General features: G+C 71.6%; 21 protein-coding genes, 1 tRNA gene and 1 pseudogene. 8 read left to right on the forward strand and 15 right to left on the reverse strand.

The genetic code is table 11. The features are described from left to right. Positions 1-86: 86 nt before the first annotated feature. Positions 87-797: a histidine phosphatase family protein gene (locus tag AB0C82_RS14285; protein ID WP_362840592.1), complete on the reverse strand. Its 711-nt coding sequence runs from the start codon at positions 795-797 to the stop codon at positions 87-89. A gap of 55 nt (positions 798-852) precedes the next feature. On the opposite strand from AB0C82_RS14285, the gene corA reads away from it, so the two are divergent. Continuing rightward, on the forward strand, positions 853-1,854 hold the full coding sequence (gene corA, locus AB0C82_RS14290; RefSeq protein WP_362840596.1) for a magnesium/cobalt transporter CorA: 1,002 nt from the start codon (positions 853-855) through the stop codon (positions 1,852-1,854). A 19-nt stretch (positions 1,855-1,873) separates the two neighbouring features. Here the strand turns inward: corA and AB0C82_RS14295 are convergent, their stop codons facing one another. Together AB0C82_RS14295 and AB0C82_RS14300 are read right to left on the reverse strand one after the other, a co-directional pair. Further along, complete coding sequence (locus AB0C82_RS14295; protein ID WP_362840599.1) at positions 1,874-2,662, reverse strand: ferritin-like domain-containing protein; 789 nt, start codon at positions 2,660-2,662, stop codon at positions 1,874-1,876. Between the two features lie 219 nt (positions 2,663-2,881). Next, positions 2,882-3,931, reverse strand: coding sequence for an LLM class F420-dependent oxidoreductase (locus AB0C82_RS14300; RefSeq protein ID WP_362840602.1), 1,050 nt, complete (start codon positions 3,929-3,931; stop codon positions 2,882-2,884). Positions 3,932-4,073: 142 nt separating this feature from the next. On the opposite strand from AB0C82_RS14300, the gene AB0C82_RS14305 reads away from it, so the two are divergent. Then, positions 4,074-5,057 (forward strand): aldo/keto reductase, encoded by a 984-nt coding sequence (locus tag AB0C82_RS14305; protein ID WP_362840605.1) that lies wholly within the window; start codon positions 4,074-4,076, stop codon positions 5,055-5,057. Continuing rightward, entirely contained in the window at positions 5,054-7,351 is a 2,298-nt protein-coding gene (locus AB0C82_RS14310; RefSeq protein WP_362840608.1) for a helix-hairpin-helix domain-containing protein, read from the forward strand. The genes AB0C82_RS14305 and AB0C82_RS14310 overlap by 4 nt, the downstream gene beginning before the upstream one ends. A 102-nt stretch (positions 7,352-7,453) precedes the next feature. Here AB0C82_RS14310 and AB0C82_RS14315 read toward each other — a convergent pair whose 3' ends face one another. Then, a complete protein-coding gene (locus tag AB0C82_RS14315) occupies positions 7,454-8,113 on the reverse strand; it encodes a hypothetical protein (RefSeq protein ID WP_362840611.1) in 660 nt (219 codons plus the stop codon). Positions 8,114-8,160: 47 nt separating this feature from the next. Here AB0C82_RS14315 and AB0C82_RS14320 point away from each other — a divergent pair, with 47 nt between their 5' ends. Then, positions 8,161-8,349, forward strand: coding sequence for a DUF5703 family protein (locus AB0C82_RS14320; protein ID WP_185301746.1), 189 nt, complete (start codon positions 8,161-8,163; stop codon positions 8,347-8,349). Between the two features lie 70 nt (positions 8,350-8,419). On the opposite strand, the gene AB0C82_RS14325 is transcribed toward AB0C82_RS14320, so the two are convergent. The 3 genes from AB0C82_RS14325 to AB0C82_RS14335 form a co-directional block, all read right to left on the reverse strand. Beyond that, a complete protein-coding gene (locus tag AB0C82_RS14325) occupies positions 8,420-9,205 on the reverse strand; it encodes a chaplin (RefSeq protein WP_362840614.1) in 786 nt (261 codons plus the stop codon). A 139-nt stretch (positions 9,206-9,344) separates the two neighbouring features. Continuing rightward, positions 9,345-9,578, reverse strand: a complete 234-nt coding sequence (chpH, locus tag AB0C82_RS14330) for a chaplin ChpH (RefSeq protein ID WP_362840617.1) — start codon at positions 9,576-9,578, stop codon at positions 9,345-9,347. Positions 9,579-9,720: 142 nt separating this feature from the next. Next, complete coding sequence (locus AB0C82_RS14335) at positions 9,721-11,046, reverse strand: M20/M25/M40 family metallo-hydrolase (protein ID WP_362840620.1); 1,326 nt, start codon at positions 11,044-11,046, stop codon at positions 9,721-9,723. A 183-nt stretch (positions 11,047-11,229) separates the two neighbouring features. Here AB0C82_RS14335 and AB0C82_RS14340 point away from each other — a divergent pair. Further along, positions 11,230-11,317 (forward strand) — tRNA-Leu (locus AB0C82_RS14340). Between the two features lie 90 nt (positions 11,318-11,407). On the opposite strand, the pseudogene AB0C82_RS14345 reads toward AB0C82_RS14340, so the two are convergent. The 4 genes and pseudogenes from AB0C82_RS14345 to AB0C82_RS14360 all read right to left on the reverse strand — a co-directional run bounded on the left by AB0C82_RS14345 (position 11,408) and on the right by AB0C82_RS14360 (position 15,030). After that, positions 11,408-12,456 (reverse strand): annotated as a pseudogene (locus AB0C82_RS14345) (rhamnogalacturonan acetylesterase). Between the two features lie 245 nt (positions 12,457-12,701). Beyond that, positions 12,702-13,541, reverse strand: a complete 840-nt coding sequence (locus AB0C82_RS14350; RefSeq protein ID WP_362840623.1) for a pectate lyase — start codon at positions 13,539-13,541, stop codon at positions 12,702-12,704. Positions 13,542-13,657: 116 nt separating this feature from the next. Further along, positions 13,658-14,485 carry a hypothetical protein gene (locus AB0C82_RS14355; protein WP_362840626.1) on the reverse strand — a complete coding sequence of 276 codons (828 nt, stop codon included), beginning with the start codon at positions 14,483-14,485 and terminating at the stop codon, positions 13,658-13,660. Then, positions 14,482-15,030: a SigE family RNA polymerase sigma factor gene (locus tag AB0C82_RS14360; protein WP_362841006.1), complete on the reverse strand. Its 549-nt coding sequence runs from the start codon at positions 15,028-15,030 to the stop codon at positions 14,482-14,484. The genes AB0C82_RS14355 and AB0C82_RS14360 overlap by 4 nt, the downstream gene beginning before the upstream one ends. Before the next feature lie 228 nt (positions 15,031-15,258). Between AB0C82_RS14360 and AB0C82_RS14365 the strand changes: the two genes are divergently transcribed. Both AB0C82_RS14365 and AB0C82_RS14370 read left to right on the forward strand, forming a co-directional pair. Continuing rightward, positions 15,259-17,190, forward strand: coding sequence for a rhamnogalacturonan lyase (locus tag AB0C82_RS14365; protein ID WP_362840629.1), 1,932 nt, complete (start codon positions 15,259-15,261; stop codon positions 17,188-17,190). A gap of 262 nt (positions 17,191-17,452) precedes the next feature. Next, positions 17,453-18,391, forward strand: coding sequence for an RluA family pseudouridine synthase (locus AB0C82_RS14370; protein WP_362840632.1), 939 nt, complete (start codon positions 17,453-17,455; stop codon positions 18,389-18,391). A gap of 39 nt (positions 18,392-18,430) precedes the next feature. Here AB0C82_RS14370 and AB0C82_RS14375 read toward each other — a convergent pair whose 3' ends face one another. The 4 genes from AB0C82_RS14375 to AB0C82_RS14390 form a co-directional block, all read right to left on the reverse strand. After that, positions 18,431-19,060 (reverse strand): MBL fold metallo-hydrolase, encoded by a 630-nt coding sequence (locus tag AB0C82_RS14375; protein WP_362840635.1) that lies wholly within the window; start codon positions 19,058-19,060, stop codon positions 18,431-18,433. Next, positions 19,060-20,145, reverse strand: coding sequence for an S-(hydroxymethyl)mycothiol dehydrogenase (locus tag AB0C82_RS14380; RefSeq protein ID WP_362840638.1), 1,086 nt, complete (start codon positions 20,143-20,145; stop codon positions 19,060-19,062). The genes AB0C82_RS14375 and AB0C82_RS14380 overlap by 1 nt, the downstream gene beginning before the upstream one ends. 116 nt (positions 20,146-20,261) lie before the next feature. Continuing rightward, complete coding sequence (locus AB0C82_RS14385; protein ID WP_362840641.1) at positions 20,262-21,905, reverse strand: amidohydrolase; 1,644 nt, start codon at positions 21,903-21,905, stop codon at positions 20,262-20,264. A 143-nt stretch (positions 21,906-22,048) separates the two neighbouring features. After that, complete coding sequence (locus tag AB0C82_RS14390; protein ID WP_362840642.1) at positions 22,049-23,563, reverse strand: APC family permease; 1,515 nt, start codon at positions 23,561-23,563, stop codon at positions 22,049-22,051. A 101-nt stretch (positions 23,564-23,664) separates the two neighbouring features. Here AB0C82_RS14390 and AB0C82_RS14395 point away from each other — a divergent pair, with 101 nt between their 5' ends. Further along, positions 23,665-24,396, forward strand: coding sequence for a TetR/AcrR family transcriptional regulator (locus tag AB0C82_RS14395; RefSeq protein ID WP_362840643.1), 732 nt, complete (start codon positions 23,665-23,667; stop codon positions 24,394-24,396). Positions 24,397-24,537 lie beyond the last annotated feature (141 nt).

A 24,537-nucleotide genomic window follows, 5' to 3' on the forward strand; every position in this document is an offset into this window, starting at 1 on the left:
ATTGACGGCGGATGGGGGCGGCCGGAGTCCGGAGGGATGCCCCCGGAACGGCCCCTACGGCGCGTCCACCCTACTGCGCGGAGCGATCACGGCGCCCCAGCGCCGCCCCCGACCGCCGCATCCGTCGCGTCGCCGCTCGCGGCGTCGGCCCCGACGGCCTGTTCGCGCGGGGCGAGCGAGGCGAAGTCCCCGGTGTCGCCCAGCCGGAGGAGGAAGGGCCGCAGCCGTGTGTAGCGGATCGCGGTCACCGAACAGGGATCGGCGTGGACCCGCTGGAAGAGGTCCAGATGCATACCGAGCGCGTCGGCGACGAGGGACTTGATGATGTCGCCGTGCGAACACATCACGTACGTCGCGTCGTCGCCGTGCTCGGCGGCGATGCGAGCGTTCCAGTCCCGTACGGCGTCGACCGCCCTGGCCTGCATCGCCCGCATGGACTCGCCACCGGGGAACGCGGCGGCCGAGGGGTGCTGCTGGACGACGGACATCAGCGGCTCGTCGGCCAGTTCCGCCAGTTTGCGCCCCGACCAGTCCCCGTAATCGCACTCGCTGATCCGGTCCTCGGTGTGGAACGGGAGTCCGGGGCGGGCTTCGAGCAGCGGCTGGAGCGTTTCGCGGCAGCGCTCCAGGGGGCTGCTGACCGCGGCGACGAGCGGGAGCGCTGCCAGCCGCCCGGGCAGGGCCGCCGCCTGCTCGGCGCCGCGTTCGTCGAGGGAGACACCGGGGGTACGGCCGGCGAGCACTCCCGCGGTGTTGGCGGTGGACCGGCCGTGTCGTACGAGGATCAGCGTGGGCATACGAGCCAGCGTAAAGGGCAGGGCAGAGGTGCGGGGGCGTCGGCGGCAGGGAAGAATGCCCCGCGTGATTGTCGACAGTGCCATCTACCGGGACGGGCGCCGTACCGAAGGCCCCGCCGATCTTTCCGACGCCTTGGACGAGGCGCGGGCCGCCGACGCCGGGGACGCGTTCCTCTGGGTTGGGCTGCACGAGCCCACGGAGAAGGAGTTCTCCCGTGTCAGCAGCGAGTTCGGCCTCCACCCGCTGGCGGTGGAGGACGCGCTGCGCGCCCACCAGCGGCCCAAGCTGGAGGTGTACGACGACTCGCTGTTCGTCGTCATCAAGCCGGTCGTGTACGAGCCCGAGAGCGACACCGTCAGCGCCGACGAGCTGATGGTCTTCATCGGCGACTCGTTCGTCGTCACGGTCAGACACGGCGAGAGCGCGCCGCTCGCGGCCGTACGCCGCCGGCTGGAGGCCGAACCGGAGGTGCTCAGGCACGGACCCACGGCGGTGCTCTACGCGGTCAGCGACGCGATCGTCGACCACTACATCGACGTGGGCGCGGAGCTCCAGGTCGACCTGGAGGAGCTGGAGGCCCAGGTGTTCGCGCCGAGCGGCACGGGCGATTCCGGCAACTCCGCCGCCCGCATCTACACGTTCAAGCGCCAGGTGCTCGAATTCCGCCGTGCGACCGGGCCCCTGTCCGCCCCGATGACGCGTCTCGCGAGCGCGGGCGTGCCGTTCGTCCACGAGCACGCGCAGCCGTTCTTCCGTGACGTGAGCGACCACCTGACGCGCGTCAACGAGCAGGTGGAGGGGCTGGACCGGCTGCTGTCCGACATCCTCTCCGCCCACCTGGCGCAGATGGGGGTGCGCCAGAACGACGACATGCGCAAGATCTCGGCCTGGGCCGCCATGGCCGCCGTCCCGACCATGGTGGCGGGCGTCTACGGCATGAACTTCGACCACATGCCGGAGCTGCACTGGGTGTGGACGTATCCGGCGGTGATCGTCCTGATGGGCGGCGCGGTGTTCGGACTGCACCGCCTGTTCAAGCGCCGCGGTTGGCTCTGACCACCCGTCCGGGTACGCCTCAGGCGAACTCGGGCTCGACCGTGGCCGGTCCGCCCAGCGCGTCCCGCCGGGCGGGCGGGCTCAGGCTCACCATGCGCCGCCAGCCGATCAGCCGCTCGTACGCGTACACGGCGTGGATGCCCGCGGCCAGCAGCGCCGCCCTGGCCCGGGACCAGTGCAGGAGGGCGCCCATGTGGGCCATCACCGCGAGGCTCACGTCCCGGTAGACCCGGATCTCGGCGAGGGCGCACTCCCGGAGGGTGCGCTGGATCATGCGCCCGTGCCCGGCACGGGCGAAGCGGAGCAGCTCCTCGTGGCAGTACGCGAGGTGGTTGTCCTCGTCGTTCGAGATCATCCTGACCGCGCGGCCGATGTCGGGGTGGTCGGCGAAGTACCTGAGCAGCAGGCGCATCTGCTCGGAGGCACGCTGCTCGGTCACCCTGCTGTGCGACAGGTAGGTGATGACGTCCTGCTCCGAGAGCTGTTCGTCGCGCTTGAGCTGTTCGTGCGCGAGTCCGATGCCCTGCCGCTCCAGGAGCATCGTGTAGTCCGTATCGGACGGCACGTCCACCGGGCTCAGCCCGCGCTTCTTGAGGAGCGCGTTGAAGATCCGGCCGTGCTTGTCCTCGTCGGCGCCGTGCCGGACGATCTTCCGGGCCAGTCCGCGCTGGCTCGTGGGCACGAGCGCCGCGATCCGGCCGTTCTCCCAGCCCCCCTGGGTCTCGCCGCTGGCAGCGATGGAACAGAAGAGCCGGAAAGACACGTCGTCGTCGAGGATCTCCTGGAACAGGCTCTTTGCCGTAAGCATCACTGCCACCTCCGTACCGATGTCCTCAGAGACAGAAGTCAAAGGCGGTACGGGCCGGTAGGCAACACGAGGGCCGCCGGGCGGGCGAGGGGCGTGCGGCGCGTAACCGAAGGGCCCCCGGCGCGTTGTTCCGGGTACGGCCGTGGCGGGGAAGACCCCCGAGCCCCCACCACGGCCGTAGTGCTGCCCCCGGACCTCCCGGGCGAGGGCGGCGGGTCCCTACGCCAGTCCGGAGCGCTCCAGGGCCTCCGTACCGGCGCGCAGGGCCGTGATCCGCTCGTCGAGCGTGAAGCCGGCCGGGGCGAGCGTCAGCGTGGTGACGCCGGCGGCCGCGTACGCCTGCATCCGATCGGCGATCCGCTCCACCGAGCCGAGCAGCGCGGTCTGGTCGATGAGCTGGTGCGGTACGGCGGCGGCCGCGCCGCTCTTGTCGCCTGCCAGGTACTTGTCCTGGATCTCGGCGGCCTCCTTCTCGTACCCCATGCGCTGGGCGAGCTGGTTGTAGAAGTTCTGCTTGCGGCTGCCCATGCCGCCGACGTAGAGCGCGGTGTACGGGCGGAACATGTCGGCGAGGCCGTTCACGTCGTCGCCGACGGCGAGGGGCAGCGTCGGGCAGACGTCGAAGCCGTCCATGGTCTTGCCGGCCTTCTCGCGACCGGCCCGCAGGTACTTCAGCGCGGTGTCCTCGAGGTGTTCGGCCGAGGGGAAGATCAGCAGCGCCCCGTCCGCGATCTCCCCGGTCTGCTCCAGGTTCTTCGGGCCGATGGCCGCGATGTAGAGCGGGATGTGTTCGCGCTTCGGGTGCACGGTGAGCTTGATGGGCTTGCCCGGGCCGTCGGGCAGCGGGAGCGTCCAGTGCTCGCCCTCGTACGAGAGGCGCTCGCGCGACATGGCCCTGCGGACGATCTCGACGTACTCACGGGTGCGGGCCAGCGGCTTGTCGAACTTGACGCCGTACCAGCCCTCCGAGACCTGCGGGCCCGAGACTCCGAGGCCGAGGCGGAACCGGCCTCCGGAGAGCGAGTCGAGGGTGGCCGCGGTCATCGCGGTCATCGTGGGCTGCCTGGCCGGGATCTGCATGATCGCCGAACCGACGTCGATGGACTCGGTCTGGGCGGCGACCCAGGTGAGCACGGTGGGGGCGTCGGAGCCGTACGCCTCTGCGGCCCAGCAGACGTCGTAGCCGAGCCGGTCGGCCTCCTGGGCGACGGCGAGGTTGTCGCCGTCCATGCCCGCTCCCCAGTAACCGAGATTGATGCCGAGCCGCATAAACCGCTCCCATACTGATCAGTAACGTCTCTGTCCTCCGGACTCTAGCGCGCGACAACTCGATCCGGCAGGGCTCCGGGCGGCCGTCACGTTGTCCACAGGCCTCCACTCCTCGGGGTGATGGCCAGTAATCTCAGCGCCCATGGAGCAGAGGCATCTCGGCCGTACCGGCCTTCGCGTGTCACGGATCGGGCTCGGCACTCTCACCTGGGGCCGGGACACCGACGAGCACGACGCCGCCGACCAGCTCAAGGCCTTCTGGGACGAGGGCGGGACACTGGTCGACACGGCGGATGTGTACGGCGGCGGGGAGGCCGAATACCTGCTCGGACGCTTCGTCGACAGTCTCGTGCCACGGCGGGATCTGGTCATCGCCACGAAGGCGGGCAGCGTGCCCGATCCGTACCGCCGGTTCGACGGATCTCGCGGCCATCTGCTCGCCGCGCTCGACGCCTCGCTCGAACGGCTCGGCACGGACTACGTCGACCTGTGGCAGATACACGCCTTCGATCCGGTGACACCCCTCGAAGAGACGCTCCAGGCCGTGGATCTGGCCGTGTCCTCGGGGCGTGTCCGGTACGCGGGGGTGTCGAACTTCTGCGGCTGGCAGCTCTCGAAGGCGGCCACCTGGCAGCTCGCGGCGCCCGGCGTGCGCACCCGGCTGGCGAGTACGCAGATGGAGTACTCGCTGCTGCAGCGGGGCGTCGAACGGGAGGTGCTGCCTGCCGCCCTCGACCTGGGGATGGGGCTGCTCCCCTCCTCCCCGCTGGGGCGTGGCGTGCTGACGGGGAAGTACCGGCACGGCACGCCTTCGGACTCCCGGGCCGCTTCGGAGCACCTGGCTCCCTTCGTCGAGCCGTATCTCGACGACGCCGCGAGCCGCATCGTGGACGCGGTGGCCACGGCTGCCGAGGGCCTCTCCACGACAGCCCTTCATGTGGCGCTCGCCTGGATCCGGGACCGCCCGGGAGTGGTGGCCCCGATCGTCGGCGCGCGCAACGCGCAGCAGCTCACGGAGGCTTTGTCAGTGGAGGCGCTTAGTCTTCCTGACGAGATCTGCCAGGCGCTCGACGACGTGTCGGCGCCCGTGCACCGCTATCCCGACCAGGACTGGAGCACGCTGTGACTGCGCTTCCCCGGGGGGAAACCCCAGGCCCCTCGGCCGAGGACACCGAGGCCGGTGGCCTCGCCGCCGCGGACGACCCGGCCGCCGGGGTCCCTGCCGACGTCCCGACGGACGCCCCCGCCGACGCCTCGGACGCCTCGGGTGAGGACGACCCGGGTGAGGACGACTCGTCCGGTGAAGGCGCCGAAGACACCGGTGAGGCCGGTGAGGCCGGTGAGGTGGCGGCGCCCGCGCTCTCCGAGGCCGAGGCCGAGCTCGCCGCCCAGCGTGCACTGCGTGAACGCATCGAGCAGCGCAAGGCCGAGAAGGAAGGCCCCATCCCGGCCGGTACGAAGCTGAGCGGCACCGCCGCCGACCTCCTGGCCGCCGTACGGGCCGTGGAGAGCGGCGAGAAGGCCGGCACGGCGTTCTACGACTCCCCCGCATCGCCTCCCCCGCCCCGCCGCGCCGTGCAGCCGGCCACCGCCGCGCCCGCGCGGCCCCAGGCGCCCGGGACGTCCGGCGCCGCTCAGGGAGCGTCCCCCGACGCCACTGCGGCGGCCCGGGCGGTGCTGACCGAGGGCGGAGCGCCGGAGGCACTGGCGCGCCCGGCGGCCGAGACGCTCGGCGAACAGGCCGCGGAGGTCCTGCGCGCCGACCCCTGGCAACTGCTGGCCGTGCCGGGGGTCCGCCCCGAGCAGGCCGACGGATTCGCCCGCGCCCTGCTGGGCGCCGGGTGCGGCCCGGACGACGAGCGGCGCACCGCCGCGCTCGTCGGCTGGCTGCTGGAGCGGGCGGCGCTCCAGGGCCACACCGCGCTGGACGCCTCGGAGGTGCGCGCCGCGCTGGCCGAACGCGCGGTGACCGACCCGGAAGCGGCTGTGGAGCACGCCGTCTCCGAGGGTGTCGTCCTGGTGTTCCAGGAAGGCCTGGACCCCACCGCTTCCGCGGACCCGGACCAGCACGAGCAGCAGGAGGAACAGGACGGTCACGACGACCGGACCGCCGCCGAGGACTCCGATGCCGAACAGCAGCCGGTGCAGGTGCTCCTCGGACTCGACCGGTACGCCCTCGCGGAGGAGAGCCTCGCCGACGGCCTGGCACGCCTGCTGAACGCCTGCGAGAAGGGGGCCGACTGGTCACAGGCCGCGTCCGCCGCCCCCTCACCCTCGGCTGCCGAGCTCATCCGTACGGTCGCCACCGGCGGCCTGGTCGTCCACTCGGGCGGCGAGGCCGCGCGGGCCGAACCCGCAGCGTTGATCGCGGCGGCGAACAGCCTGGGCCTGCGGGCCCTCGGGGCGACGCACAGCCTCGACGGCCGGCAGCGTCTCGCCACGGCCGTGGGCGATCCGCGGACCGCGGTCACCCTCTCCGGGCTGCTCTCCGGCACCGAGGGCCCCGGCCGTGACGAGGAGGGCGCGCTCGCCCTCGATCTGCTGGTGGTGCTCGACGCCCCGCAGCTGGACGTGGAGACCGCGGCCGTCCTGGTGGAGTCCCTCGCGGACGGCACCCGGCTGGTGCTGAGCGGCGATCCGGGAGTGCTGGGCTCCGCCGGTGCGGGGCGGGTGTTCGCGGATGTCCTGGCCTCGCGGGCGTGCCCGCAGGTGGTGTCCCGCACACCCGACCCGGGTCCGATCGGCGAGCTGGTCTCCGGCATCGGCATCGGTGAGCTGAGCCAGGTCGAGGCGCCGGGCAGGGAAGTGGTGATCGTCCCCGTGCGCGACGCGGGCGAGGCCGTCCACCGCACCGTGCAGCTGGTCGCCGACTCGGTACCACGGGCCATCGGGGTGCCCTCGGCCGACACTCAGGTGATCACCGTGGGGCACGGTGGCTCGGCGGGCACCAGGGCGCTGAACACGGCGCTCAAGCAGCGGCTCAACCCCGGCCCCGGCCGGTTCGGCGGCTTCGATCCCGGCGACCGCGTCGTGCACGTCCCCGCCGCCGGCCGTGCAGTGCCCGGATCCGTCGTCTCCGCCGACGCCGACGGCCTGCACCTGGACTGTGCGGGCACGCCCGTCGTCGTACCCCAGGACCGGGTCGAGGCGTCCGTACGCCACAGCTGGGCGCTCAGTGCGCACCAGGCGGCCGGTATGCGCTGGCCCGCGGTGGTCGTCGTGCTCCCCGGCGACGCCGCGCAAGGTCTGAGCAGACCGTGGGTGTACACCGCCTTCAGCCGCGGTGAGCGTCACCTGTCCGTCGTCCACGGCGTGGACCAGGCGCTTCCGCGTGCGGTGGCCGAGATTCCCGCGCAGGAGCGCACGACCCGGCTGCGGCCCCTCCTGGAGGCGCTGCCGACCCCGGACGCCGCGCCCTAGCCCGCGGGCTCACCTCGACCCGGGCTCCGGCCAGGACAGCCCTGTGGCCCCGGAGCGTCGCACCGGGGCCACAGGGCTGTCCTCGCGCCGTGCCGGGAGCGGTCAGGAGCTGTCGGCCGTCAGATCCTCGAGGTCCTCGTCCAGCTCGTCCTCGTCGAAGACCGAACTGACGTCGAACCGGCAGACCACCAGCTGCGGATCGGCCTGTTCGAAGGGGGCGCCCAGCCACTCCCCGGGTTCGGGCAGTTCGCCGGCGGCGGCGACCCAGAGTGTGGAGTCGCCCTCCTCCAGCCCGAACTCCTTGTGCCGCGAGGCGATCTCGTCCGCCTCGTACTCCCCGAAGATCACACCGAGCGCGGCGTGCACGCTCGTACCGGCCACGGCGGCCGCCTCGCTCCCGCGCTCGTCCGGGTCGAGGTCGGCAAGCCGCTGGGCCTGGGCGAGCAGCCTCGGCGGCTCGACGACGGCGTAGTCCCGCCGGATCAGCACGCTCAGCGCATGAGGCTCCTCCGGGCCCGCGTACGGCGGCAAGGAGTCGTCCGCACCGGGAATCTCGAAAGGAGTGACCTCGTCGTGACGGTCGTAGAGCAGCTCGTCGTAGACCTCGGCCGCGGCGGCCAGTGCGTTGAAGGCCTCGAAGACGACCGGATCGTCGTCCCCGCTACGGCGTTCGACCGCGTCGAGGTGACGGTCGAGCGCGGCTTTTACCGCTTCGGCGGCGGCACGTACCTCGGCAGCGGTGGGCTGCGCAGCATCAGACATAGTGCAGACGCTATCCGTACCCGGGCTCTGCCCGCACAATAGATGCGATGCCGGAATACGAATTTGTCGACGTGTACGTGCCGCGCGGGGTGTCCCGCAAGGAAGCGACCCGCCTGCTCACCGACCATGCCGAGTACGGACACTGGGAGTTGGACCGACTGACGCTGCGCCTGGACGGCAGCCGCAGAGTGCGGTTGCGGCGGCGGATCATCCGCCAGCTCCGGGCCACCTGGTGAAGCGGAGCGGGCCGTGCGACGTCGCACGGCCCGCTCCCTCCGACACCCCTGTGCGGGTGTCGCCGTGCGCTTACGCGGCGCTGCGGGAGCGGCGGTAGAGCACCGTGCCCGCGCCCGCGAGCAACAGGCCCGCGCTCGCCGGGATCAGCAGGTCGAGCCCGCCGGCGCCGGTCTGTGCGAGCTGCTCCTCGGGCAGGAGCTGGGGCCCCGGAGCGTTCGGCTCGGAAGGCCCGCTCACGGGCGGGTGCACCGGGTCGGCAGGCTTCTCCGGAGTGGTGGGCGTCTCCGGGTGGTCGGTCGGAGGGCTCACCTCCGGGTCGTTGCCGCAGTCGTTGCCGAAGACCGGGTTGAGCAGGCCACCGATGGTGACGCTGTTGCCGCAGACGTTCACGGGAATGTCGATCGGGACGGCGACGTGGTTGCCCGAGCCGATGCCCGGGGAGCCCGTGGCCTCTCCCTCGGCCGTGGCCGCGGGGCCGCGGTGCCGGCCGGTCCCCTGGGTGCTCGACGTTCCCTTGTCGCCGTCGGCGGTGTGGCCTTCGGCGGGGCGGCCGCCGGAGCTGTCGCCGCCGGGGGCGTTGTCGTACGGTCCGGCGTCCCTCCCGGTGTCCGCCGGTCCGTTTCCGCAGTCGTTCCCGGCTGCCGGGTTGAGCAGACCGCCGATGCTGACGGAGTTGCCGCACACATTGACCGGTACGTCGACCGGGATCTGGACGGAGTTCCCCGACAGCACCCCCGGGGACTTCGACGCGGAGCCGGCCGCTCCCGCGTCGGCGTGCGCGTAACCGCCACTCAGCGCGAGCACTCCGCCCGCCGCTGCCATGGTGATCAGGCCCTTACGTGTGACCTGTCGCATAGGTTCGTTTCCTGCCTTCTGCCTTCCGAGATGCCCCCGGGCGCGACCGCGCGAGGACCGAATGCCCAGCGGCCCCGGAGCGCATGGCGCGCACTCCGGGGCCGACCGAACTCAAACCCCTACGGGTTGACGATCAACGTCAGGCGTTGACGCAGGTGTTGCCGAAGGCGGGGTTCAGCAGCCCGATCACGGAGACGGTGTTTCCACACACGTTCACCGGGACGTGGACGGGGACCTGAACGACGTTGCCCGAGAGCACGCCGGGGCTGCCGATGGCAGCACCCTGGGCACCCGAGTCAGCGGTGGCCATACCCGCACCAGCGAGCACGAGACCACCGGTAGCGGCCGCGATGGCGGCAACCTTCTTGATCATTATTCCTCCTAGTTGGCAATGCGGTCCCAGCCGCGGACCGCATCACTTGTAACGAGGAGTGGGTGGTGGGGCTACGAGCGACTACCCGCTTTCACTCTTTCTGGTTATGTACGTACAGGCGGGCGAATAACCGTTCCCGCATTCAGGAGTTGTCGATGAAGCGGTCGAGAACGCGCACGCCGAACTTCAGCCCGTCGACCGGCACGCGCTCGTCCACGCCGTGGAACATGCCCGCGAAGTCCAGCTCCGGCGGCAGCTTGAGCGGAGCGAACCCGAAGCCGCGGATGCCCAGATCGTCGAAGGACTTGGCGTCGGTGCCGGCCGAGAGCATGTACGGCACAGCGCGCGCGATCGGGTCCTCCGCCACCAGCGCCGTCTGCATCGCGTCGACGAGGGCGCCGTCGAACGTGGTCTCCAGGGCCTTGTCCGCGTGCACGTCCTCGCGCTTCACGTTCGGACCGAGAATGCGGTCCAGGTCGGCGAGGAACTCCTCCTCGTACCCGGGCAGATACCGTCCGTCGACGTGGGCGGTCGCCTGCCCCGGAATGACGTTGACCTTGTAGCCCGCGCCGAGCTGGGTCGGGTTGGCGGTGTTCTGGAGCGAGGCGCCGATGAGCTTGGAGATGCCGCCCAGCTTGGCGAGCGTCTCGTCCATGTTCTCGGGGTCGAGCTCGGTGCCGAGGGCGTCGGAGAGCTCGTCCAGGAAGTGCCGCAGGGTCTTGGTCACCCGCACGGGGAACTTGTGGCGGCCGAGACGTCCGACGGCCTCGCTCAGCTCCGTGATGGCGTTGTCCTTGTGGATCATCGAACCGTGACCGGCGGTGCCGTCCACGGTCAGCTTCATCCAGTGCATCCCCTTCTGGGCCGTCTCCACCAGGTAGAGCCGCAGCTTCTCGTTGACGGTGAAGGAGAACCCGCCGACCTCGCTGATGGCCTCCGTGACGCCCTCGAACAGTCCGGGGTGCTTGTCGACGAGGAAGCGGGCCCCGTAGGTACCGCCCGCCTCCTCGTCCGCGAGGAAGGCCAGCACGATGTCGCGCGGCGGCTTGCGACCGCTGCGCATCCGGTCGCGGACCACCGCGAGGGTCATCGCGTCCATGTCCTTCATGTCGACCGCGCCCCGGCCCCACACGCAGCCGTCCGCGATCTCGCCGGAGAAGGGATCGTGCGTCCAGTCGGCGGCGTTGGCCGGGACCACGTCGGTGTGCCCGTGGATGAGCAGCGCGGGCCTGGACCGGTCCTCACCCTCGATCCGGGCCACGGTGGAGGCACGGCCCTTGTGGGATTCGAAGATCTGCGGTTCGAGCCCGACCTCGGCGAGCTTCTCCGCGACGTACTCGGCGGCGAGCCGCTCCCCCGGTCCGGAGTGGTCCCCGTAGTTGCTGGTGTCGATCCGGATCAGGTCACGGCAGAGGTCCACGACCTCGTCCTCGCCGGAGACGGTCCGCGCCGTGTTGGTCTCGCTCACGCTGCTTCCTTCCACTGTCGCTGTGGTGCTCCCCCTCATCCTCCCGCGCCCGTGCCGTGCACCCAAGGGCGCCCGCCCGCTGTCATCCGCCCTTCACACCGCCACTGGCGTGATCGAGCACCCCCGAATGTTTGCTATGGTTTTCCACGTCGGAACGGGCCGGGCCCGCGAGACAGACACCTTGTCCGGGTGGCGGAATGGCAGACGCGCTAGCTTGAGGTGCTAGTGCCCTTTATCGGGCGTGGGGGTTCAAGTCCCCCCTCGGACACCAGCAGGACGAATGACCGGAGAGCCCCAGGCTCCCGGTCATTCGTCGTTCACGGGGTACGGGACCCACCGGCCGGAAGGGCCGCGCCGGGCGTCAGCGGACGGCGCGTGGGGCGACGAGGCCCTGGGTACGGAGTTCGGCCAGGACGAGTGCGGCGTACTCGGCGGCCCCGCGCGCCGAGGTGTGGGTGTTGTCGCGCTTCTCGTTGTAGAGGTAGAGCGCCTTGGAGCCCTCGGGGCCGAGTTCCTCGACCCGGGCCCTGGTCAGGGCGGTGAGGTCGATGAGCGGGGCACCCTGCTCCCGGGCGAGGGTGCGCATCTCGGCGGGCAGGTCCACCCCCAGGCCGTTGACGAGGAGCGCGGTGCCGTTGTCGAGGGTGCCGTCCGCGTTGAACCAGCGGCGGACGATCGGCGTGACGAGGACGGGTTCCCCGCCCTCCGCGCGTACCCCTTCGATCATGGCCGTGAGATTGGCGCGGTAGGTGTCGCGATCGGTCTGCTTGTCGTTGTGGGCGAGCTGGATCAGGACCAGGTCGCCGTGGTCGGTCCGGGACCGCAGGGCGGGGAAGAGGACCGGGTTGTCGCGGAAGGACTGCGAGCCCTCCCCGGAGTCGGAGTGGTTGGCGACGGTCAGCCGGTCGGTGAGGTACTGGGGAAGCTGCTGCCCCAGCCGGAGTAGGGGTCGCCGGGCTGGTCGCAGACCGTGGAGTCGCCCGCGAGGAGGATCTCGGGTGTACGGACCGGGGTGACGCGGAGGGCGGCCAGCTGTGGGGCCGCGCCGCCGAAGGTGAGGTCGAGGCCGGGGGTTCCGGTGGCTCCGGTGGGCTCGCCCTCCGGGTCGCGTACGTCCACGGTGAAGCTGCGGCGCACGGTGCGGCCGGGGTCGTTGGGGGTCTCGGCGAGCATGGTTCTGCGTGTCTCGGCGGTGACGCCCGTGGAGCCCGCGCCCGCGCCACCGCCGAGCAGGGCCGTCACGCGATAGGTGCCGGGGGTGACGTCGAAGTGGCAGACGACCGGCGCGGTTCCCGCGCAGTGACCGAGGCCTGCCGGGTCGCCGTCGGCCCGCGCGGGGGCCGCGGTCAGAGCGGTCAGGGCGGCGGCGGTGGTGCAGGCGGCCAACAGGACGGTTGCGGCTCGGCGCATGGGGAGACTCCTCGGGTCGAACGTCGGCAGGACGGATTGAATGGATTCAGCCGTAGGACCGTACGACGACTCGGTAAGCGCTATCTACGGGTCGGCCTGAAGACGTCCCGGTTGGCCGGGCTCGTGCCGGGCAACCCACTCCCTGACCACGGCCAGCGGCACGATCGGCTCCCCCGGGAGCTGAGCGGCGCGCACAGCGGCGCCCCCGCCGGACCGGGCCGGCGGGGGCGCGCGCGTCGTCGCGGCTACCGGTAGGTGATGTCGGCGGCCGTGAAGCGGCAGAAGGTACCGTCGGGGCCCGTGCCCGTCTTCGGCGGCTCGGCACCCGTGTTGTTGCCGGTAAACCGGTCACAGGTGGAGATCTTCTTGCCGCTGTCGCCGTGGATGCGGATGTTGCGCAGCGCCGCGGTGTCTCCGTAGTTGGTGTTGATACCGGCGATCGACTTGCCGGGAGCGGTGATGTCGACGTCGTTCACGATGATCGTCCGCTTGTACTGCGTCGAGCAGTTGCCGCAGGAGCGGACCAGCTTGCCGAACTCCGAAACCTGGAACTTGGTGATGACGAGCTTGCCGGCTCCGTTGAACTGGAAGACCTTGTCGGACGCCTTCCTGGCGCCACCGCCGTACACCGTGTACACGGAGCTCGCGGACTTGCCCTTGAAGGTAGCGGCGTCCTCGCCGACGTCCTCCCACCAGACGTTCTGCAGCGTGCAGCTGCCCGCGCAGTGGATGCCGTCCGCGGCCGGGGAGCCGATGACGACGTTCTTCAGGACGGCGCCGTCCTTCAGCTTGAATATGGGGTCCTGGCCCTCGTCCTGGCCGTCGCCGCCCAGTTCTCCGCTGCCGTGGAACCGCTTGAGGCCGCCGTCGTAGGTGCCCGACACCTCGATGGTGGCGGACACCGCCTGCGTGCCCTTGGGAGTGGGCCAGGCAGCGGCGGCACCGGCCGGCGACAGCATGACGTTGGTGGCGACGGCGGCGCCGGTGAGTCCGACCGCGGCGGTCAGCGCGCCGATGGCGCGGCGCCGCGTCAGGCGCCGCTTGCGGCCCTTGCGCAGTTCGGAGCGTCCACTGAGTTGACTCATGTGTTCCATTCCTCGGGGTGTGGGGGTGACCTTTCGTTCTCTGGTCGCCGCCGCCCGGCCCGGGGTTGCCGCGGAATCGAGAGATTCCTGGCGCAGGCCCCGGAGCCCCCGGAACCTCAGTCCGAGGACGGTGCGAAGTCGCCCCGCCAGTCGTCCCGTTCCCCCGGGGACCCCGAGGCGCCCGCCTCGACGGTGTACTCGTCGCCGTAGGCGTTCCGCTGCCCCTGGGCGTGGTCGTACTGCCCCGCGAAGACGTGTGCGCCGACGGGGACGGTGCGGCCCGCCCTGAGGGTCCACCGGTAGACGAGGAAGCCGCCGTCCTCGGACACCGATACGTCGAAGTCGTCCGCGGGCAGCGAGCGCCAGCTGCCGGTGTCCGCGACCTCGGCGGTCAGGGCGACGCGCAGTTCGACGGTGAGGGAGTTCAGCGGTTTCCTCGCCTTCACGGTGACGTTGCTCTGCGCCCAGTGGACGCTGCTGCCCGGGTCGATCGAGCCGTCCGCCCACAGCAGGTCCGCCTCTGCCGCCGGACTCCGGGACGGCTCGTTCCTCTGCGGGCCGGACGGGCGCTTCGTGGCGGGCGTGCCGGTCGGCCGCGGTGCGGACGGGGTGGGTGACGCGGACGTGCGGAGCGGTTCCGGGGCCGCCGGCGGGGTGGTGGGTGCGGCGACGGGGGCGGAGGCCGTCACCACGCTCTGCGGGAGCGGGTCCTCCTCGTTCACGGAGGAGGCGACCGCGTACCCTCCGACGGCGAAGACGCCGGCCACGGACGCCGTCGCGCTCACGACGCGCAGCCAGGACATCGCCGGCCCGGGGGCCGGGTGCGTGGGTGCCGCCTCGTGCCCGACCATGCCCCGCTCCACGCGGACACGCATACGCTCCCGGTCTGGCCTGTGCGTATGCGCGGTGCCGCGCAACCGGCGCCGCAGTTCGTCGTCCCTCATGCCGTCCTCCCTCCCGGGGCCGCGGCCCGTACCCGTTCCACTCCGGGAAGTGGTGTCAACTGACGCTGCAGTTCTGCCATCCCCTTCGACGTCTGGCTCTTCACCGTGCCCACCGAGACGCCCAGGGCGAGGGCCGTGTCCTTCTCGGAGAGATCGAACGCGTGCCGCAGCACCACACACGCGCGCTTACGGAACGGGAGTCTGCGCAGAGCCTCCTGGACGTCGATCACGCCGGGCACGTCCGGGCCGTCCGTCACCTCGCTCTGGCTCGACCAGAACAGCGTGATCCGTCTTCGCTCGCGCACCGCGCCGCGGATACGGCTGCGTGCCATGTTGGCCACCACGCCACGGGCGTAGGCGACCGGATACTCGGCGGCGCGCATCCGGTCCCAGCGCCGCCAGAGCGCGAGCAGGGCGTCCGCCGCCAGGTCGTCGGCCCCGGCCGCGTCACCGGTCAGCAGGTGGGCCAGGCGCGAGAGTTCGGCGAAATGCGCCTCGAAGAAGGCGTCGAACTCCCTGGTCGCGTCATCCACGGCCGCACACATGGGCACCTCGCTCACCGACCCGAAACGCATTGTTCGTAATTTCGTACAACATCTGGAGTGCCGAACGCCGAACGATAGAGGCGTGCCCACAAGAGGTCAAACGACCTGCGGCGCCCGGCTTTCCGCCGGCCACGGACTCCGTGCGGGCGGCAACCTTCCCGGCGCCGGCGGCGACCAGGGGACGTACCGGTCCCCCACAACGATGACGACGATGACGACGAGGTCACCATGTCCCGATCCGCCCGCGCCCGACACCGTCGCCGCCGCGGCCGCATGGTCGCCGGTGGTGCGCTCGCCGCCGCGCTCACCGTGACCGCGGGCGTCCTGACGGTCGGCCAGTCGACCGGTGCGGCGCAGGAGCTCTCCGCGCCCGCCAACAGGGCCACCGCGGCACTGGCCGCCGCGCGCGTGGCCGAGGAGCTGGACCGCGGCCTGGTCGCCGTGCCCGCGAGCGGTGGAGTGCTGGTCACCTGGCGGATGCTGGGCGGTGACACGGAGAGCGTGTCCTTCAGGCTGTTCCGCGACTCCACACTGATCGCGCAGACCGGCAGGACCAACTTCCTCGACACCGAAGGGAGTTCAGGCTCCTCGTACGAGATCCGCGCCCTCGTGAACGGCGTCGAGCAGCCCGGCGAAAAGGCGGGGGTCTGGGCCTCGGGCCGTCTCGACATCCCCCTCGACAAGCCTGCGGGCGGAACCACGCGGGACGGCGTCTCCTACACCTACTCGGCCAACGACGCCTCCACCGCGGACCTGGACGGCGACGGAACGTACGAGCTGGTGCTGAAGTGGGCGCCGTCCAATGCCACCGACGTGGCCAACTCCGGTACGTGCACGGGGCCCACGCTCTATGACGCGTACGAGCTGAGCGGTGAGCGGCTGTGGCGCGTCGACCTCGGGACGAACGTACGCAGCGGCTCGCACTACGACTCCTTCCAGGTGTACGACTACGACGGCGACGGCACGGCCGAGATGGCCGTGCGCACCTCGGACGGCTCCAGGGACTCCGCGGGCACCGTCATCGGAGACGCGTCGGCCTCGCACCTCGCCGCGAACTGCGCGGTGCTGAGCGGCCCCGAGTACCTGTCCGTCTTCAACGGCCGGACCGGCAGGGTGATGGACTCCGTACCCTTCCAGCCCGCCCGGGGCGCCGTCTCGGACTGGGGGGACACCTGGGGCAACCGGGAAGGACGGCTACTCTCCGCGACCGCGTACCTCGACGGGGCGTCGCCCAGCATGATCTTCAGCCGGGGGATCTACGAGCGCATAGCCGTGGCCGCGTACGACTGGAACGGCACCGGCCTCAGCCGCCGCTGGACGTTCGACACCAACAGCTCCACCAACGCCGGGAAGGGCTACGACCAGCAGGGCAACCACAACCTCGCGGTCGCCGACGTGGACGCGGACGGCAGGGACGAGATCGTCTACGGCGCCATGGCCGTGGACGACAACGGGAACGGGCTGTGGACCACCGGGCTCGGACACGGCGACGCCGTGCACGTGGGCGACCTGGACCCGTCCCGTCCGGGCCTCGAATCCTTCAACGTGCACGAGCACACCGGCTCCGCCTACGGCTACGAGATGCATGACGCGAGGACCGGCCGGATCCTGTGGGGCACCAGGACCGGCACGGACGTGGGACGCGGTATCTGCGCGGACCTGACCCGGAGCCACGCCGGTGCCGAGTGCTGGTCGAGCGGCGGCGGGCTCCACTCGGCCGACGGTACGAAGATCGGCGACGCGGTCCCGGCGTTCGGCGGCGGGGCCTCGTACAACTCCGCGATCTGGTGGGACGGCGACGCCAACCGTGAGCTCCTGGACCACCGCTGGTCGGGCACGGCGGGCTCCGGCTACGCCCAGGTGCTGAAGTACACCGGCTCCACCGAACTGACCCGGATCTGGTACGACCAGGACGCCAGGTCCAACAACTGGACCAAGGGCAGCCCCGCCCTCTCGGCCGACCTCCTCGGCGACTGGCGCGAGGAGATGCTCTGGCGCAACACGGACTCCACGGCGCTGCGGCTCTACACCACCCCGCACCCCACCGAGTTCCGGCTGCCCACGCTGATGAGCGACCCCGTGTACCGCCTCGGGATCGCCTGGCAGAACACCGGATACAACCAGCCGCCGCAGGTCAGCTACTACCTCGGCACGAAGTAGCGGGCACCTTCGACCACGCGGGAAACACAGTCGTGACCCACGCTGTCAGTGGATACGACGCCGCATGAGGTCCCTCACCGCCCCGTCGAGCGCAAGGGGGCGCCTGGACACCGGCGCGTGCCCGGTGGATGTGCGTCGGGGCCTGGGCTCGTTGAGATGATGGGCGCGTGGGGACCGCCGTCCCGCCCGCCCACCAGAAGGACAGCACAGTGACCGCCACAGCCGGCCGGAGTCCGAACCGCGTGTGCCCGGGCACGGGCCGGTGAGGGGGCGAGCGAAGCCGCCCGCCGCCCCGTTGCCGCAGCGGGACGGCATCGATCCCGTGCGCCTCCGGCTGCCGGAGGACCCGCGGGCCGGGCACATGACGGTCCGGGACCATCTGCTGGAGCGGTTCGGGGCCGCGATCGGGGCGGACCGTGTGGACTCGATGTTCGCCGAGGGGCGTTTCGTCGGCGCCGACGGTGCGGCGGTGGGGCCCGACGAGCCGTACACCGCCGGCCGCCACCTCTGGTTCCACCGGGACTTCGCTCCGGAGGAACCTGTGCCGTTCCCGGTCGGTGTGGTGTACCGGGACGCGCACCTCGTCGTCGCCGACAAGCCGCACTTCCTCGCCACCACCCCGCGCGGCCGGCACATCACCGAGACCGCGGTCGCGAGGCTGCGCCGCGAGCTGGGGAACGGGCTCCTCCAGCCCGCGCACCGGCTGGACCGGCTGACCGCGGGGCTCGTCCTGTTCGTGGTGCGGCCCGAGGAGCGGGGTGCGTACCAGACGATGTTCCGGGACCGGGTCGTGCGCAAGGAGTACGAGGCGGTGGCGCCGTACGATCCGCGTCTCGCTTTCCCGCGCACCGTGCGCAGCCGGATCGTGAAGGAGCGGGGAGTGATCGCCGCCCGGGAGGAGCCCGGCGAGCCGAACAGCGAGAGCCGGATCGAGCTGCTGGAGCACCGGGAGGGGCTCGGGCGCTACCGGCTGCTGCCCGCGACCGGGCGGACCCATCAGCTGCGGGTCCACATGAACGCACTGGGGCTGCCGCTCCTCCACGACCCGGTCTACCCGGTGGTGGAGGAGGAGAGCGGGCCCGACGACTATGCGCGGCCCCTGCAACTGCTGGCCCGGGTGCTGGAGTTCACCGATCCGGTCACGGGCGGGCCGCGCCGCTTCGAGAGCGGGCTGCGGCTCTCCGCGTGGCCGGACCGGTGAGTACCGCGGGACCAGACCTCTCGTTCGGAAACGAAGGGCCTAGTGTCCGCGGGTGATCCACTCCTGGAGGTGCGGGGCCTCCGCACCGATGGTGGTGGGGTCGCCGTGTCCGGTACGGACGGTGGTCTCCGCCGGGAGGGCGAGCAGCCGGTCCCTGATCGAGGCGACGATGGTCGGGAAGTGGGAGAACGACCGGCCGGTGGCGCCCGGCCCGCCCTGGAAGAGGGTGTCCCCGGTGAAGACGGTGGTCAGCTCGGGGGCGTAGAGGCAGACCGCGCCCGGCGCGTGACCGGGGGTGTGCAGGACCTGGAGGCGGATGCCCGCGACCTCCAGCTCCTGACCGTCGGCGAGCTCGCCGTCGGGTGCGCGGTCGGGGTGGGTCTGATTCCACAGCGGCAGGTCGTCGGGGTGCAGCAGGACCGGGGCACCGGTGGCTGCGGCGAGTGCCGGGGCCGCGTCGATGTGGTCGTTGTGCGCGTGGGTGCAGATGATCGCGCGAAGCGTACGTCCTTCGAGGGCCGCCTCGATGGCCGCCGCGTCGTGGGCGGCGTCGATGACGACGGCCTCGGTGTCGTCGCCGACGATCCAGACGTTGTTGTCGACGTCCCACTCCCCGCCGTCGAGGGCGAAGGTGCCGGAGGTGACCAGGTGGTCGATGCGCGCGGTCATCAGAAGACCACCACCGAGCGCAGGACGTCGCCCTCGTGCATCCGGGCGAACGCCTGCTCGATGTCGCCGAGGCCGATGGTCTCGGTGACGAACGCGCCGAGGTCGAGCCGGCCCTGCTGGTGCAGGTCGACGAGCATCGGGAAGTCGCGCGAGGGCAGGCAGTCCCCGTACCAGGAGGACTTGAGCGAGCCGCCGCGGCCGAACACGTCGAGCAGCGGGAGTTCGAGCTGCATCTCGGGGGTGGGGACGCCGACGAGGACGACCGTGCCGGCGAGGTCGCGGGCGTAGAACGCCTGCTTGTACGTCTCCGGGCGGCCGACCGCCTCGATGACGACGTCAGCGCCGTTGCCTCCGGTCAGGGCGCGGATCGCCTCGACCGGGTCGGTGGAACGGGAGTTGACGGTGTGCGTGGCACCCATCTTCTTCGCCGTCTCCAGCTTCCGGTCGTCGATGTCGACCGCGATGATCTTCGCCGCGCCGGCCAGTCGGGCGCCCACGACGGCGGCGTCACCCACGCCGCCGCAGCCGATCACGGCGACCGAGTCGCCACGGCCGACCTGTCCGGTGTTGATCGCCGCGCCGATGCCCGCCATGACGCCGCAGCCGAGGAGTCCGGCGACGGCAGGGGAGACCTCCGGGTCGACCTTGGTGCACTGTCCGGCGGCCACGAGGGTCTTCTCGGCGAACGCGCCGATGCCCAGCGCGGGCGACAGCTCGGTGCCGTCGAGGAGCGTCATCCTCTGTGTGGCGTTGTGGGTGTCGAAGCAGTACCAGGGCCGGCCGCGCAGACAGGCACGGCACTGACCGCACACGGCACGCCAGTTGAGGACGACGAAGTCGCCGGGCGCGACGTCCGTGACGCCCTCGCCGACGGACTCGACGATGCCGGCGGCCTCGTGGCCGAGCAGGAACGGGAAGTCGTCGTTGATGCCGCCCTGCTTGTAGTGCAGGTCGGTGTGGCAGACACCGCACGCCTGGACCTTCACGACGGCCTCACCGGGACCGGGGTCCGGGATCACGATGGTCTCCACCCGTACCGGCTCGTTCTTCCCCGGTGCGATGACTCCTTGCACCTGCTGCGCCATACCGTGGTCTCCCTGTTTCCGACTGGTGAAGATCGATCACGGACAACGGTACGCCCAGGGGAACGGTTCGTCGGCCCCCGCGGTGTGTGCCGTCCCGCGGGGGCCGTGCGTGGGCTTCAGTCCTCCAGGTCGTGGACCTTCCGGCCGCCGGCATAGGTCCGCAGGACGCGTGTGGAACCGATCTCCTCCACCGGCCCCGCGTACGGGTCCCGGTCCAGGACCACCAGGTCGGCGAGTGCTCCGGCGCGCAGGGAGCCGGTGTCGTCGAGGTGGTTCACGTAGGCCGAGCCCGCCGTGTAGGCGGCGATGGCGGCGGTCAGTGAGATGCGCTGGCCCGGGAGGAAGGCCGGGCCGTCGGAGTCGGGGGTGATCCGGTTGACGGCGGTGTGGATTCCCTGCAGCGGGTCGGCGCTGCTGACCGGCCAGTCGCTGCCCGCCGCGACGGTGGCGCCGGACCGCAGGAGCGCGCCGAACGGATACTGCAGGGCGGCCCGCTCGGCACCGAGGAAGGGGATCGTCAGTTCGTCCATCTGCGGTTCGTGCGCGGCCCACAGCGGCTGGATGTTGGCCGTCGCTCCGAGCTCGCGGAACCGGGGGATGTCGTCGGGGTGGACGACCTGGAGGTGGGCGAGGTGGGGGCGGGTGTCGGTGCGTCCGTTGGCGGCGCGCGCGGCCTGGATCGCGTCCAGGGCCTCACGCACGGCCCGGTCGCCGAGGGCGTGGAAGTGGGCCTGGAAGCCGAGGGCGTCCAGCTCGGTGACGTAGTGGCGCAGCTCCACGGGGTCGACGAAGCTGGTGCCGCTGTTCGCGGTGGCGCAGCCGCAGGCGTCGAGGTACGGGGCGAGGAGTGCCGCCGTGCCGGTCTCGGCGACCCCGTCCTGCATGATCTTGACCGAGCCGGCCCGGAAGGGGCCGGTGCTCAGCTCGGCCCGCCTGGCGACCAGTTCGGGTATCTGTTCGGCGCCCCGCTCGCGGTCCCACCAGAGGGCGCCGGCCACGCGGGCGGTGAGCGATCCGTCGCGGGCGGCGGTGACGTAGGCGTCGGCGGGATCGTCCATGGCGCCGAAGGAGCCGACGATGGCGTCCTGCCAGGCGGTGATGCCGTAGGAGTGGAGTATCCGCTGGGCGCGCAGCAGCGCGGCGAGGCGGTCGGCGGGGGTGGACCGGGGAGTGAGGCGGGCGACCAGGTCCATGGCCCCCTCCTGGAGGAGGCCGGTGGGCTCACCGCGTTCGTCGCGCTCGATGCGGCCGTCGGCGGGTTCGGGGGTGTCCCGGGTGAGGCCGGCGAGTTCCAGGGCCCTGGTGTTGACCCAGGCGCCGTGGTGGTCGCGGTTGACGAGGTAGACGGGCCGGTCGGGCACGACGGCGTCGAGCAGACCGCGGGTGGGCGCGCCGCCTTCGAAGGCTTCCATGGACCAGCCACCGCCCGTGATCCACTCGCGGTCTGGGTGGGCTGCGGCGTAGGTGCGTACGGCGGCCAGGGTGTCCGTTGCCTCACGGCATTCTGTGAGGTCGCACTGGGCGAGTTCGAGGCCGGCGCCGACCGGGTGGACGTGGGCGTCCTGGAAGCCGGGGACGAGCAGCCGTCCGGCGAGGTCGACGACCTCGGTCTTCGGTCCGATCAGCTCGCGGACCTCGTCGTGGCCGACGGCGGTGATGCGGTCGCCGGTGACGGCGAGCGTGGTGGCACGGGTGCGGGCGGCGTCCATGGTGAGGACGGGGCCGCCGGTGAATACGAGGTCGGCGGGTGCGTGGTGCATGAGTGGTGGCGTTTCCGTTCCGTGCGGGGTCTTCGGGCGGGGTCTTCCGCTTCGTGCGGGGGTTGCGGGCGGGTCGTCCGTGAGGGGGATCGGTCCGGGGCTTACGGGTGGGGGCTTCGTGCCGGGATGGCGGCGGTGAGCCGTCAGGCCGCTTCGACGATGTGCGCGTCGGCCGGCGCGGTGGAGCGGCCGGTGACGAAGTACGGGGACTTCCTCACCCACTTGGCCCAGGCGGCTGCGGCGATGCCGGTCAGCAGCATCACCGCGGGACAGAGGAGCATGAACCAGCCGTTGTCCGGGCTGACTTCGAAGTGGTCGGCGGACGTGTAGAAGGTCCAGCACAGATAGCCGCCGAGGCCGAGCAGGAAGAGGGCGCTCAGGACGGGGACGACCACGGCGCGCAGGGCCTCCGAAAGGCTCTCGCGCAGGGCGCCCCGGAAGCGGGAGGCGGCGGCCAGCGCGGTCAGCGCGTAGTAGAGGGAGACGACGACGCCGATCGCGTTGACGGAGGCCAGGACGAGGTCGCCGACCTTGGGGATGACCAGGGAGAGGACGGCCACGGCGGCGGCGACGCAGCCGATCGCGACGGTCCCGGCGGCCGGGGTCCCGTAACGAGGGCTGATCTTCGTCCAGAGCGGGCCGAGCGTACGGTCGCGGCCCATCGCGAACATGCCGCGGACGGTGGGGATCACCCCGGACTGCAGGGACGCCACGGCGGAGAAGGTGAGTGCGATCAGAGGGAGCGCGGCGAGCGGCTGGTCGGCGAGCCGGTCACCGAAGTAGGTGAGCCCCTGCGCGCCGTGGCCGGTCAGCTCGTCGAGCGAGAGAACCCGCTGGAAGGCGAACGAGCCGAGCAGGAACAGGCCGAGCATGGTGAAGAGGGTGATGAACCCGGCGCGGGAGGCGTCCCGGGGATCGCGGACCTCCTCGTTGACGCTGAACGTGGAGTCGAAACCCCAGTAGCAGAAGACGGACAGGAGGAGTCCCTGGGCGAGCTGCTGCCCCGAGGGGATCGTGAACGGGTTGAGCCAGTCCAGGCTGAACGGGTGCGGGCCCGCGACGATTCCGTATCCGCAGAAGCCGAGGAGTACGACGTACTCGAAGACCAGCAGGTACTTCTGGAGGTTGGCGGCAGAACGGATGCCGACGACGGCCGTGAAGGTGACGGCCACCAGGACGGCGATGCCGAGGGCGGTCGCCTGAGCCGTGGAGCCGGCGTCGAGGCGGAGGCCGGCGAGCTGGTGCAGCCCGCCCTCTCCGGCGAGCTGGAGGAGCGCGGAGCCGGTGACGGTCGTGGTGTAGGAGAGGAAGACGACCGTGGCCGCGATGCCGATCCAGCCGACGAGAAAGCCCAGCCAGGGGCTGAGGGAGCGGCCGACCCAGACGTAGCCGCTGCCCATGTTCGGCTCGACCCGGTTGAGCCGGGAGTACGCGCTCGCGATGCCGAGGATCGGCAGGAACCCGAGCAGCATGATGATCGGCAGGTGCAGGCCGACGACGCCCGCGGTGACGCCGAGACCGATGCCGATGCTGGTGGTGGCGGCCGTGGAGGACGCGGCGATGGCCACACCGTCGACGACGCCGAGGCTCTTGCGCAGGGCCTGCGGCGGCTGCGGGGCGGGCGGGTCGCCGGCGTGCGGGGTGCGGGGGACGGTCACGGTCGCTCCTTCGCCGGGGGCCGCCGTTCGGGCCCCGATGGCGGCACATCGAACTCCGCGACGGGTTCTCACGTCAACGCTGTTGTCATAAGGTGCGGGCCATGAACGCGAGCGAGCGGGTGGTGCCGGAGGGTGCGCGGCGGCGCAGGCGCCCCACCAAGCAGGGCACGGTGCTGTCCGAGCGGCTGATCGTGGAGACGACGTTGCGGCTGATCGGCGAGCACGGGGCGGCGGCGCTGACCGTACGGCGGCTCGGCGCGGCACTGGGGTGTGATCCCAGTGCCGTCTACCGGTACTTCAGGGACACGGACGAGCTGTTGCTGGCGGTGGCGGACGAGTTGATCGGCCGTACGCTCAACTGCTGGCGTCCCACCGGGGACTGGCGCGCGGATCTCCGGGCCCTGGGGCTGAGGATGCACGCGGACTACATGACGCATCCGCAGGCGGCGATGCTGGCCTGCGCGCGGGTGACCGGGCGGACGCACGAGCTCCGGTCGGTGGACGCGATCCTCGGGGTACTGCGCGGGGCCGGGTTCCCGGACGCGGAGGCGGTGCGCATCTACCACGTGTTCGTCGACCAGACGTTGTCGTTCGCCGCGCTGGACGCGTCGACCCTGGTGCTGCCGGCGCGGGCCCGGGAGCTGGAGGAGCGGACGTGGCACGAGACCTACGCACGGGTGCCGTCGGAGACGCATCCCCATATCGCCGCCACGGCGGGGGTGCTGGTCGCTGAGATGAGCCGCAGCGGGTATCCGGCGGCGCTGGAGATGGTGCTGGCGGCGGCCGCGGGGCGGCTGGCGCATGTGCGGGGTGTGGCGGGCGGGGCGGAGTAGGCGCGGGGGCAGGGCGGTAAGGGCGGGGGCGGTAAGGGCGGGGCGTCCGGCGCTCAGCGCGGGGCGCAGGGCAGGGCAGGTATCGGGAGTACGGCGCTCAGCGCGGGGCGGGTACCGGGAGTCCGGCGCTCAGGCCGTTGC

Source organism: Streptomyces sp. NPDC048560, assembly GCF_040650955.1.
Taxonomy (GTDB): domain Bacteria; phylum Actinomycetota; class Actinomycetes; order Streptomycetales; family Streptomycetaceae; genus Streptomyces.